Source organism: Bacillus sp. 165 (genome assembly GCF_017742235.1).
Lineage (GTDB): Bacteria > Bacillota > Bacilli > Bacillales > Bacillaceae_G > JAGHKQ01.
This window is the reverse complement of record NZ_JAGHKQ010000003.1, coordinates 26,212-39,072: the sequence shown is the minus strand read 5'-3', so window position 1 is coordinate 39,072 and position 12,861 is coordinate 26,212. Positions and strand designations below refer to the sequence as shown.

General features: G+C 34.1%; 13 protein-coding genes. All 13 read right to left on the bottom strand.

The genetic code is table 11. The features are described from left to right. Positions 1-6: 6 nt before the first annotated feature. Positions 7-990 carry a hypothetical protein gene (locus J7Q84_RS05180; protein WP_209093383.1) on the bottom strand — a complete coding sequence of 328 codons (984 nt, stop codon included), beginning with the start codon at positions 988-990 and terminating at the stop codon, positions 7-9. Between the two features lie 17 nt (positions 991-1,007). Next, a complete protein-coding gene (locus J7Q84_RS05175; RefSeq protein WP_209093382.1) occupies positions 1,008-1,490 on the bottom strand; it encodes a hypothetical protein in 483 nt (160 codons plus the stop codon). Between the two features lie 18 nt (positions 1,491-1,508). Continuing rightward, entirely contained in the window at positions 1,509-2,333 is an 825-nt protein-coding gene (locus tag J7Q84_RS05170; protein WP_209093381.1) for an RAMP superfamily CRISPR-associated protein, read from the bottom strand. A gap of 14 nt (positions 2,334-2,347) precedes the next feature. Further along, positions 2,348-3,223 (bottom strand): type III CRISPR-associated RAMP protein Csx7, encoded by an 876-nt coding sequence (gene csx7 / locus J7Q84_RS05165; protein ID WP_209093380.1) that lies wholly within the window; start codon positions 3,221-3,223, stop codon positions 2,348-2,350. Position 3,224: 1 nt separating this feature from the next. Then, positions 3,225-3,662 carry a hypothetical protein gene (locus J7Q84_RS05160; protein WP_209093379.1) on the bottom strand — a complete coding sequence of 146 codons (438 nt, stop codon included), beginning with the start codon at positions 3,660-3,662 and terminating at the stop codon, positions 3,225-3,227. A gap of 3 nt (positions 3,663-3,665) precedes the next feature. Beyond that, positions 3,666-4,901 carry an RAMP superfamily CRISPR-associated protein gene (locus J7Q84_RS05155; protein WP_209093378.1) on the bottom strand — a complete coding sequence of 412 codons (1,236 nt, stop codon included), beginning with the start codon at positions 4,899-4,901 and terminating at the stop codon, positions 3,666-3,668. A gap of 7 nt (positions 4,902-4,908) precedes the next feature. After that, the gene (locus J7Q84_RS05150; RefSeq protein WP_209093377.1) at positions 4,909-5,583 is read right to left on the bottom strand and encodes an RAMP superfamily CRISPR-associated protein; all 675 of its coding nucleotides are present in this window, start codon (positions 5,581-5,583) and stop codon (positions 4,909-4,911) included. Continuing rightward, positions 5,580-7,256 (bottom strand): Cas10/Cmr2 second palm domain-containing protein, encoded by a 1,677-nt coding sequence (locus J7Q84_RS05145; protein ID WP_209093376.1) that lies wholly within the window; start codon positions 7,254-7,256, stop codon positions 5,580-5,582. The genes J7Q84_RS05150 and J7Q84_RS05145 overlap by 4 nt, the downstream gene beginning before the upstream one ends. 13 nt (positions 7,257-7,269) lie before the next feature. Then, a complete protein-coding gene (gene cas6 / locus J7Q84_RS05140) occupies positions 7,270-8,196 on the bottom strand; it encodes a CRISPR system precrRNA processing endoribonuclease RAMP protein Cas6 (RefSeq protein WP_209093375.1) in 927 nt (308 codons plus the stop codon). Next, entirely contained in the window at positions 8,189-9,508 is a 1,320-nt protein-coding gene (locus tag J7Q84_RS05135) for a hypothetical protein (protein WP_209093374.1), read from the bottom strand. The genes cas6 and J7Q84_RS05135 overlap by 8 nt, the downstream gene beginning before the upstream one ends. Before the next feature lie 13 nt (positions 9,509-9,521). Continuing rightward, positions 9,522-10,820: a hypothetical protein gene (locus tag J7Q84_RS05130; RefSeq protein ID WP_209093373.1), complete on the bottom strand. Its 1,299-nt coding sequence runs from the start codon at positions 10,818-10,820 to the stop codon at positions 9,522-9,524. A gap of 837 nt (positions 10,821-11,657) precedes the next feature. Continuing rightward, entirely contained in the window at positions 11,658-11,993 is a 336-nt protein-coding gene (locus J7Q84_RS05125; protein WP_209093898.1) for a hypothetical protein, read from the bottom strand. 69 nt (positions 11,994-12,062) lie between these two features. Then, a complete protein-coding gene (locus J7Q84_RS05120; protein WP_209093372.1) occupies positions 12,063-12,593 on the bottom strand; it encodes a hypothetical protein in 531 nt (176 codons plus the stop codon). Between the last annotated feature and the right edge of the window lie 268 nt (positions 12,594-12,861).

The window sequence follows — 12,861 nt, the reverse complement described above, 5'->3', positions numbered from 1 at the left end:
ATTTCACTATCTTACTCCCTTAATTTTATTTTTCATTAAATATAAATATAAATCACCAATCATGTTTATTATTGGTCGACCGTCTTTCAGTTCAACAAAATCAAGAATAAATTCTTTGAAATGCTTAATTACAGTTTCGTTTGACTCTTTAGTTTCCTTAAAGATTTTATATAGATTTTGAATAATAAAATCTTCTAACATTGTCTCAGGTGGTATCTCATCCCTTTTAATCTCTTCTAATAAATCTATAATATTCTGATATCTCGTTAATGGTATGCGGTTCATAGTCGGAATTCTAGGAATCCTTAATAATGAATCTACACCGCTACCAACAGCTTCTTCGAAAACGTAGTACATATCTTTTCTATGAAAAGAAGATATATGTGTTACTAGTGGGATGAAATTTTTGTATCCCCCTGTAATGTTAAATAACTGTAAGGTTTCGTTTTTTTCACTTTTTGTATTTAGTATGATTTGTACATTTTTTACAAAATTGTATAGTCCCTCTTCTTTGAATCTTGTCTGATTTTCCATTTGAAAACCTTCGATAGAAACAACCTTTTCGTCAGGAATTTTGACTCCTATATTACTAAGGATTGATTGAATTGCCTTGGCCGACAAATATGCTTCAGCTGTATCTGACTGTAAAAGTACAACTTCTGCTTCAACTGGATCTATTTTAAAGTTTTGGATGATCCTAAGTACACTTCCCACCTCAGCAGGCATTAATCGCCACTTTATTTTATCCCATTTTAAATAGTCTTCATTATTATGTAACTGTGCATATTTCTCTTTAATATTCTCTAAATATTTCTCATCTAAGGCATCAACGCCTTTGCGTGCATATTTAGAACAATCCAACTTAAATTTTTCTTCATTAAGTTTTGCGTACCATAGTGGGTTGAGAGTTTTTGAATACTCCCAAGGTATATGTTGATGCTTTAATTTATCTAAAGCAGATGTTCCTACTGTACAAATTATAGTTATCATTTCTAACCTTACCTCTCTTAACGAACATTTACTAGCATATATCCAACTGCACTATCTCGCTGCTCTGACTGAAATTGATATTCTTGTATTAACAACTCTACTCTATCTGATTGAAATTCTTTAAATGTTTCCTCAGAAAATAATACTCTAACACCTGTCATAATAAGTGACTTTTCATCTGTCAATACCACAAATTCTTCTTGAAATGGTATATTCAATGACTGTAAAAACTCTATACTGTTCTCGGAAGTAAGGAGACATAAAAAATAATTTCGTCTTCTCAAGTACCTTAATTCAACATTGTTATAAAACAATCTGCCGCTTAAGTCTTTTTCATCTATTGTACCTTCGTTAAAAAACTTAAGAATTTTCCGTTCATTATATCGTTCACGCAACCAATAAGCATCTTTTCCTCTCCTCCCTATCTCTAAAACAATAGAGGAAAGAGTTTCCTCATTCTCTACTTTAAAGGATGCCAAACTCATTACCCTCTCTCCCATATTCATTCCCCCTCTCTCCTATCTGTTGTTTTGAAAAAATTGCATCCATTTTTCTTCGAATATTTTTGCAACTTCCTCTAAACTGGTATATCTATAAACCTTATATATATCATTTACAAGTTTACATTCTGGCATATTGATTTTCCAATTCTCAAAAACTGAGTCTGAGTATACAAACATTAAAAACTCTTCTAAATGTACATTTACTTTTCCATAGCCTATACTACTCTTGGCTCCAACAGTTATAAAATGATGATTTAGATCCCTCAACAGAAGACAAACCCAAAATACTTCCCAAGGCTCTGCATTTTTTAAACGAATAGTTGTCTTACACACTTGTTCTTTTATTGATTCAGTCTCGTATAGTGCTCCATCCTTCGCTCCTCCCCTAAACCGATCAATTGCAACGTTGGGACGAATTTCTGGAATAATCTCTCCTTCAAAATAAGCATCTTCTATAATTAGACGTCCTCTATAGCCCGTAGAACCAAACAATTTTTCTACTATATTTAATTTTTCAAGATATTCGAACTTCTCTTTTTGATTAGAAAATTTTAGAGAATGTTCTTTCGCTTTCCTGAAATTTGGAATTTTATTAAGAGTATAAAAGATTTTCTCCGTGTGTGTCCGCAACACTCCTTTAAGTGACGCACCAGGGATAAAATATTTTTTATTATTCTCAGAATCTATATAATACATAAATTCTATTTTATTCTTTTCAGTTGACACTTCTGAAAGTTGCTCTTTCTTTTTTTCTTTGAAATTCCCTATATGTAATGGTGTAACAGGCTGTATACTAATATGAAATTCTATTTCAGTCTCCAGAGTCTTCCATAACTTCATAAATCCACCTCCTTTTATTTAAACGTTTTACTTATAAGCGTTCTAATCGTTATTCTATTATTCGTTCCTCTACTAATTGTATCTATTTTTTTATTTTCATTACTATCTTTATTGTCCAAATTATTATTTTCTGCATCTAGTAAAAAATGTAAATAAGCTTCTTTTGCTTGATTGTCCTGCGTTGAAAAATCAAAAATCTCAACTTCTCCATTTTTCAACTGCACATGTCCTAGTCCTTTAGAAATATTTCCTCCTAGTTGTATTCTTCCTTTTTCAAATTCATTCAGACCAAGAAGTAATAACTTTAAATCCATCTTTTCTAAATTTTCAGCTGTTATTTTAAAATTAAATACTAGATCTTTATTTGCAACTTCATAGTCAAACTTTGCTCCTTGTTCTGCTGTTCCAGTCTCACGATCAATAGCCACACTATGCCGTACCATCGTTTTTTTCTTAACTTTTTTAGACTCGTCTGTTAAATAAGCATCGTGAACAATTACTTTTGAAGCCTGTAAACTTGATCCATATAGTTGACAGGCAGGGCAAGTATATGTACTAATCCAATCTGCCATCTTTTGTACAGAGTTATCTTCCATATATTTTTTAAACAATTTCTTTGCTTCTTCACTAGGATTGCTACAATCCTCTTCTCCTAAGAAGCATATATCTTTATCTTTAAAGCTAGGATTCTTTAAAGCTACATTATAGAGTCTTTCACAAATAGTTCTTAACACTCCTTTTAAACTTGATCCAGGAATATATGGTTCATCATTTGCAGTTTTTAAAATAGCTGCATCCGTTTCATGAGTTACTTTTCCAGATCCAATATGTAAAGCTGATTCTAAAACTATCTCTCCTGTAAAGACATATTTATTTTTGATTAGAGTCACTTCACTTGTCCTCCTTCTTTGATTTGAAATCAGCTAAAAATAGAAACATATTACAAAACACGTCTTCAAAATATTCCATTACCTCTTCTGTTCTATATGGTAGAATGGAAGCAGTGCCGCTTATGTTCATCTCAATATCATTATACAAGTCCTCTAAAATATCATTAATTATTTCATAGAAAGATTTTGATTTCTTTCCAGTGCATTTCCAATAATTCTTTACTTTCTCACGATTTGTTTCATCCTTAATAAATTCAAGAATAGTTTGTGGCCCTTTTTTCTTTAATGCTCTTATTCGTTCTGATAAAGACTGGAAATAAGCGGCTGATCCTAATTCATCTAGAGTGAAAGAGGAAGATATACCAACTGCTAGATCGTAGCTAAACTTACGTAAATTGTCTTTTCTTACTTTTATAATCCAGTGATGAAGTACATCCACTTGTTATACCTCCTCAATTTTCAAATGAAATGGATGACATACAATTAGTTTTCCAAACCCTTCGTTTCTTCTTTCTCCAATACCAATCTGTTCTAACTTTGTTAACTGTTTCATTATTTCATCTTGATAACTTAGAGGGCTAGAAAAAAGATAAGTACTACCTTTCTCAACAGCGAAGCACTCCTCTGTTGCAGTCCCCCATTTCTGATTCCAGCCAGAAATACGTTTCATTTTTACATTACAGAAATCTAATGTACAAAAAGTAAAGTCCATTTCAGATTGCTCTGACAACAAGATAGGATTAAGCTCATTTTGATAACAAAAGAAATCATCTAGAAAGATAGCATCTGAGACAAAAGTCAATGTAAAATACAAACGTTCAGTTAATTTAGACTTTTGAAATGGTTTCTGAAGTTTGCCAATGATTTCTTGAAGAGCCAGTACTCTTTTTTCAATAGAACTGTCGTTTATTTCATCATAATAGTCGCTTGGAATTAGCTTGTTCCAAACTGTAACATCCGAAATTTCTACTAGTCCATTACCGCTAGTCTTTTTACTTCCGATTCGAATTATTTGATTCTCATCTTGTTCTTGGATTATTTCTAAAAACTCTTTTTCTATTTCTTTATTTGGTATATGAACTAATGTATCGAACTTTGAACCTATATTAATTGCCTCACTAAAAAACAATCTTCCATCTATGTGTGTTTGCGTTATAGGATGAATTCCGATATGTCCCGTTTTCATATATTTTGGATTAACCTTCTCATAACTTTCCTTATCATGAAATGAATCATATCTCTCATACACATATCCTTCGTAAGGTTTTAACATCTGTTTACAATTATCATGTCGACATGTTAAACTATCTATTTCAAAATTCAAAGTGTTTATGTATTGTTTAAGTAGTGTATCTTTAACTCCATGTGCGTCTTTCTCATACAAAAATCCAGGAGACGATTTACAAGTTTGGGCTGACACCGGAAGAGGATAACTATTTTCTAAATAGGCATTTTCAAACTGAATTCCATTAGGGCCAAACACTCTTACGATTTCTTCAGTCATCTCTGATTCTTGAAGCCCTTTGCCTTTCCATAATTCAATGAATGCTCCTCTTAGTGAAGAACCTGTGATATAGGGAAGTGATTTATATATATTAACAACCCCTTCAATTGGTTCATCATTCAACAACATAGGTGAAAGAGTCGTTAGAGATATTCGATATGCTATTTTACTCATTTTTTAACTACACCTCACAAACTTTCGAGATACTCTGTTTTAAGAGCAACAAAACTTCCTGTTCGTTCCAAAGTTTCTTGTTATATTTCAATTTTTTTATATAAACTTCACACTCGCCTGCTCCTGCTCTTTTTCTTCCACCTATTCTTGTTAGCTGTTTTATAGAAAACAATAACATAATTAAAGGAATTGGAAGTTCATTATGCGAGGTAGAGCTATCTCTTTCAATTTCTCCTCTGATACACCCTTCCCACAATATATTATCTTTAACTACCTCATGACTAAATAGATGTTCGTGTTTCGCAACCTTCCTAAATCTATCAATCTGATTACTTGACTTTACATCAAAGAAGAATGATTCATTTTTATCAAACTTCATCAAAATATTCTTTAATTCACGGTCTAATGTCCATGGTGAAAAAAAAGCTGAACCTTGCGTGTTCTTGTCACCAAACACCATTTTTTCAATAGATGGATCTATTTTATAAAGCGAAGCAAGCTTATAAAACTCACTTCTTATAATACCTTTTACCGTATGACCAAGAATAATTGGGAATCGATACTCTTCTTCGTCATAACTTAATGCTTGACGATCTATAATACCTGCAAATCCTTCTCCTGTTCCTATGTGTACAGGAGATAATGTGCGAATTTTCAATTCAATTAAGAATGTGTTGCTCATATTTTTACACCTCCTTCTATGTATGGAAAAATCTCAAAAACATCGATAAGTGGACTATAATATTTATTTTTATCTTTAAACCAATGACAATCCTGCACACTGTTTTTTGGAAATAATTGATAGAGTGCTTTTAAATTTTCACGTTGATTTTCAGGAAGGTTTGCAAAATATTTACCGAAATAATATCTACCTTCCCAATGCTCCATAAAATGAAGGGCATAAAAACTCTTCATTTTACTTTTAGGAAATGCTTCCTTATCGTATTTCATCTTTAGTAAAATATCTTTTATAGCATTCCATTGAGAATATGTATAAGGTCGTAACGTTAAATAATATTCCTCATTTACATCATTTTTCTTAGTAAGTTGACTGGTACGAATAGAAATTAACTCAGGATTTGAATTCATCTTCAACACCATAAAGTCAATTGTTGAAAGCTCTTCCCAGCTAGCTAATCTGTTTTCTCTCTTAATCTCGTAATTTTTTGACTTTGCTGAACGTAACAGTTGCTCGCTGAATGGAGCTAAATATTTAATTGGAAATGAAGACTTCGCAATTGCTACTCCGACTGACATAGTCAATTTACCATCATGTGCTATTGCAAATTTCCTTTGGAAAATAGTAGCAATATCCATTGCATTGATTGATGGAACAATCAACATTAAGTCATCTCCAGCTGCTAGTATAACTTGAAAAGGTAAGACTCTTTTTTCCTTCTCTCCCTGTATAATTTCTTGTTCGTCCTCATTATCTTGAAATTCAGAAGTGTATTTAAGAGATTTATAAGGAAAGACTTCATTAATTGTTTCTAAAAGTGCCTTCTCTATCGATTTTTTTAAGTTTTGACTAAATTCTTTAAAATCCTTTACTTGCTTTAGTTCTCGTAATATAGAATTCATATTATTACCATCAAAATATAGAAAGCCTATCTCTCCATTACTATGTTCGCCAATAACAGACAATTTATTTGGCCAATCGATTTTTCCAGATTGATAGTACATTTTTTCGATTTTACGTGTTAATAACTTATTTGTTTTATGTTTCAGTATGACATTTTTTAAATAACATGCCCTACAAATTAAGTACTCTTCTCCATAAATATTCTTTAAGCTTTTATATGTCTTCAAAGATTGCTCCTTTATTTCATCTGGAAGGAAATCATTTGATAAAATAAACTCTAAATTCTCCGCATCTCCACTATTACAATGTGAACAACGTTTAGTAATGCCTAGGTTTCTTTGTTGAGAGTTTCCCCATTTACTTTTTTGTTTCTTTACTCGAACTCTAAACTCACCATTAGCTACTGTTTCATAATAATTATCATTATTAACTTTCACAACCTCCCACGTAACAGATGCAGATTGAGTCCATTTTTTATACGTCTCTTCTATTTTTTTTCCACATTTTTTCGCATCAATTTCACTATTGAATTCTACCTTTCCAGAACCACCATCAAGGTAAAGAATTCTGAATTGCTCATGTTCATCCTTATCATATGTATCCTCTAAATTAAACTGCCTGTATATGATTTTTCTTGACTCAACGGTATTCAAGTACTCTAAAAGCATACTCGCCCCGCGAATCTCCTTCAACTTAGAAGAGGCAAACACATACTCTTTAATCTTATCTGTATCCAGCAGTAATAAATACTTAAATTCTTTTTTCTCTTCCACTCCAAAACCTCCCTTACTTATACCAAATCTCATATTGTCCTAATCCAAACGTCGTTGCTTTTCCAACATGAAATAACTCCCCAAACTGCAGATAGGGAAGCCATTGTTGTAATTCAGGCGTGTTCGCAATGCTGATTGTCCCTTTTAAACCATTAAGTGCAATGCTTCTTTTCTGCTTGTTAGAAAACCTTCTAACCTCTGACCACTCACCATGACAAAACAAAATAGAATCCGCAGGGATTTCTGGGAGTTCCATTGTCTCCTCCCTGATTCCATGCAATACACTAAGCTGCTTCCATCGGTGCTGAACCTGCCACAGTAAGTCTTGAGGCTTTAATTCCCTCACAACTTTCCCCTCTCTAAGCATGCGAAGGGGGGTGATGAGTTGAATGGATAGCTTTTCAAATGCTTTGTCTTTTGGACGAAAGTGTACAAGAGACGGAGCAGAAATAACATCTTCGTTATATAAAAGAATTTCTTCTTCACTTTCTCCTTTTTGCGTTACAGATACCACTTTAAAACGCACTCGATCCTTACCCATTCCTAACGTTTGAAGCTTGTCAAACACATGGTATAAATATGTAACAAACGAAGCCGCTTCTTTTCCCATTAAAATAAATTCAAACGTGAGGTTATCCTTATATTGAAATCTCGTTTCCTCGTTATGACACCGAATGATATAAGGATGCGGTACAGTTCCGCCCCGCTGCAAAACTTGAACTAATCGAGTAGGAGATTCAAATAAAGCTGGATATATACACGTATTAATGTATTTGCAATCTTTACACATCAGCTCGTAGTCATGACATACATTCTTTTTAAAAATGGTGCCGATAACTCCCCGAAGCATAGATGTTTTATTAACGGGCAGCGAACCTGATGTTTGACATTGTAAAGTAATTGTCAAATGAATATAAGGAAGTCTAAAGTTGTCATTCATTTGTTGCAGCTCCTTGCATAATATGACTCGATATAATGTTTAAAATCCCCTTATGCACTAATTCAAACAACGAATACTCCGGTTTTATATCCAGCTGTTCCATCATTTCATCGATAAATTGAAGAGGTGTTTTACCACCGCATAACTCTTCAAACTCTTTCTTTGTAAAATCCTCGAAGCCGTGGCCGCTTATACCCTCATGTCGGAAATCAAGAAGCTTTTCAAGTGTTTTGCTGTTAAAGAAATAATATAGCTCTACAAAATATGCATCACGTCCTTTCAAATCGCCCCGTGTCACATCATTATCACGGCGAATTTGGATTCGATATCGACTTTCAATAGAACGGACTTCTGCTTTCAGCTCCTTTAAATAGCTGTGAAAATGCTTCGTAACACGTTTTTTGGAAAAAGGAAGCTTATAAGAAGCATGTCTTCTCTCTATGAATCTATCATCGTTATTCTTATCAGGGACATTCCAGCCGATTGCGTACAATAATAATTCCTCTGCCAAACGATAATACAACACAATGAAATCAACTAGACGGTCCTCTTTATAATGCCATGCAGCCATATCATATAAAAACATGATGAACGCTTTTTGGTCTTTCAGAGTAAGCCCTTTCATAAAAGAAATAAACTGCAATTCCTCACGCTCGCTCTCACATTCCTTCAGCACTTCATGTAATAAATCAAACGGTTGCACAACTTCGGTTTTATATTGTGATAAACGAAGCTGCGTAAGATTAGATGCAAATTCTAATAATTTGTCTACACGCTCATCCTTTTGCTTCCAAAGTCGCTTTGCTGAACGATAGTTTTGATGCGTTATTAAGTCGTGAATTGTATGATATAAAGAATGCCTTGACATATGTGTATCCGCTTCTGTTATATGGAATGGCTGTTGTTCTTTTAATCCATTTCCAGTTAATAAATGCAGCTTATCTGCATATTGCTGCATAGCTTGGTGAGTGAGCATATGCTGTATAACTGAGTTGCCTTGTCCAATATGTATGTATAATTCCTCGTATAGATCAGTACCTTCTTTAAAAAGTACATTTATAAAATTCTCTAATTCAAGAAAGCTCGCATTCTCAGGTATACTTCTTTCCTCTACTTTAATTATTAAGGAAGGAAATTGGATACTAAGCCATTCTTGCAGCTCCTTCATCGGCACTTCTTCATTCGTTAGCAACATTATCAAAATCTCATGCGTTTCGTTTTGTGAAACGGTTGTTAGTGCACTCTTTAAATATGGATAGGCTTCATTATGTCTATCCCATGAGACCCATTGATGAATAAACAATTTCTTCATATAAAACGCCTCTCTATTTAATTTTTGAGCTTACTTTTAATATGTATCGATTTAAGGAAGAAAACTTATTTTCCATATCTATTCCTAAATCCTTAAAAAGAATTTGACTATCAAGCAGGAACCGGCGCTTTGCTTTTTCAAGCGTCGTCTTTGATGTACCATAGTAGTTATGCCACAAATCACGCTGCGTAACACCTGCTCTTCCATGGCCAATAAAGCTGTTATTTCGAACATTTAGTGTTTTTGCTACATTTGAGCTTCTTAAGTAAAAATACGCTCCAAAAAACCGTTCGATTCTTTCTTCGTCGTACATCTGCTCCAGTTCATCGACAAGGCCATAAATGCTCGATTGTTTTTTTTGCTTATAGGTAAAGTTAGTCCCATATTGCATAAGATAAAGAAGAACAGCTTCACGTGCGCGATAGAAACGGACAAGAAAGCTTGCCATATCATTTGTTTCTAAATAGATTTCCAATTGTCGATACAATTCTGCTATTCTTGCAAGCTCTTTCTCTTTTTTGTCATGAGACAAAAGTGGACGTAATGCTTCCATCGTTTCGTCTAACATGTTATGTTTCTTTAAATATGTACATGCTTCTTCCAAATGTTCTATAGATTCAGAAAACGCAAAATTCAAACGGTCTATGATACTCTGCAATAGTGCACGCAGACCTATTACATAAGGTGTATCATCCCGTTCTTCCAGCAGTTTAAGCGCCGCTTGATAATCATACTCAGCAATAAAGTCACGAAATTGCTTTGCCCAGCTGTCTGCCGGAGTTTCATATTCTGTATGAGCAAGAAATGCAGATGTACCATTCCAATATATCGAGGTGTATCGATTTTCAAATTGCTTCATTCCTTCTAAGAACAAAGCTTGAAACGGTGCATAGTTCCCAAATCCCACTATTTGCGCAAAATGTTCAAATGGATAGCGAAGAGATAACGTATGTACTAATCCTTCTACATCCAAAATATAATCCTGCACTGTACTAGATGAACTTCCAGGGATAAGAAACACATCTGCTTCCCATTCATCTCCAAGAACAGACGAGATCCTGTCTTCAAGCTGCTGCTGAAGGCTGACCATGTGTTTCATTTTCAGAGTATCCTCCACAACAAACCACGCTGCAACAATCCCTTCCTCTTGCGGTAAACCATGTAAAATCTTCTTTAACGTTTCAGCCTGCTTATCCACGCTTTCTGTATCATACTGCCAATATGGAGCAATACTCTTTCCCTCAAGTGTATGAACCTCTCGGATAATACCATCAAATAAAAATTGTGGAATATATTCAATTGTGCCAATCAACGTTCTCACCCTCACCACTTTCTATTCTTACGTCTAATTATATAGATTTACAGAATAATTTTCACTACCCTTTTTAGAATTTTTATTCATTTTTTTATATAAATTCCTCTATTAGTATATGTTTCTTCTTCTAGCATAAGTTTCCTTCAAAAAAGTTAAGAATAAAATGAAGCACCGTTAAAATCTGCTCTTAAAAATGTGATTTACAAAAAAAAGCAAATCATCTGCTGTATAGGCAGGTGGTTTGCTTTTTTAGTAGCATCAGGAAATACTGCGTTAATCCTCTAAACGAGGTTTTTTTATTTCTACACTATTAAGTGAATACCACGAAATAAGAATAAGAAATGCGTTAATCCTCTAAACGAGGTTTTTTTATTTCTACATATTAAAAAGGAGGAATTACAATGAATACACTTATGCGTTAATCCTCTAAACGAGGTTTTTTTATTTCTACTGTACCTAAATTCTACCTTACTCTCCCAAGGGTTTCAAGACCTAAATTACACGCCCTTACAATTTTTAAAACAGGGCAAAGATATTATGTAAACTAACTCTGATTTGAAAATAATTTCATTATTTCGATATATGTATAATTTCAGGTGGAATCTCTATTTAATAGCACGTATTAATATATTATAAAAATGACACGCTATGTAGGGTTTTTGCCTGGTTTTTGTAGCGTGTCATTTATTTAGCTATATGCAACTTTTTTCCTCTTTACCAACTTTGATGTGTTTACTTCTTCGAGTGAATGTGCTGCCTCTATCTACAAACGACACATCAACACAGATAATTCCATTATGCACAAAACAAGCCGCCATCATCTGGCGGCTTGTTCTACCTTTTCACGTACACTTCCACAATTGGGTTGTCCTTGTTGTCAGCGTGGAGGCGAATGTCGCCTTCGCTTACTCCATAGATGGATGATAGAAGCATAATCGTTAAAATATTTGGGATTTTGGCATCGGTTCCGTATTTCCTTTCAAGCGTTTCTACGTATTCGTAGTCTAAGTCACCTTGAATGTAGGTGTAGATTTCAAAGCCGTCTTCTAGGTCGCATACGATGCGGTCGATGATGTCGGCGCCCACTTGCTTTTGCATTTCATTGCGAATAGCGGAGGTGAGCTCTTGCCAAGGCACTTCGTATACTTGGAATTGATCTGATCCGTTCAATGTACTCATCCTTTTCTTTATTTTACTCCTCATAGAGTTTCCATCATTGCTGAAGATATACGTTGTATTTTACTTTTTAAAAGCTGCGAGGTTTTTTACGATGACTCGGATGATTTCTGTCCATATCCAGCTGTATAGAAAAGAAATAAGTACAAGAATAGGAAACACTTCATCTTTCTGTGAGGAAAGCGAACCTAATACAGGAACGTGAAAGCGAAATAATAATATTTCAATGCCAGTTGCGAGTACGCAAGCTCCGATTGAGACGATCACGATTCTCGTTCGAACAAGCTGATACCCGCATCCAACAGAAAGCCCCGCAAGACCTGTCGCAAACATAAATACTAGCAGATTACCCGGCTGCAAGAAAAATAGCAAAAGAGAAACAAAGAAATAAACAGCTGTCCCCAATAAAGGGTGGATGATTATACATATAGTTATAGGTGCTGTCACAAGAAGATTTAATAGAGGGAGATTAGCCATTTGGAGCAAGGTTGTTATGCTAACAACTATTAAAAGGTAGAAGAAATTCCTTCTAGTAAAATAAGGTTCAATAGATAACAGCTCTAGGTACAGTTCTTTTCCCCAATACGTTTTCATACTTCTCTAGCTTTCTTATTTTTCGTATCCTTTTCCCCATTATAATCCGTAATCTTATAATAAATGTGATAGTGTATCACGCTTGAAATATCTCCTATCAACTCCTGCACCTCCTAAATCTCTTTACTCTACCATATTCTACTTCATATAAAATCATGAGAAAAATCTCAAGAAATATCGGTTTCCTTCTATTAATATATGAGACATGCACACAAGCAAATTCTTTCGAGAGGAATATAGTAGTAAGAGCTTGTATGGAGGGAGGGAA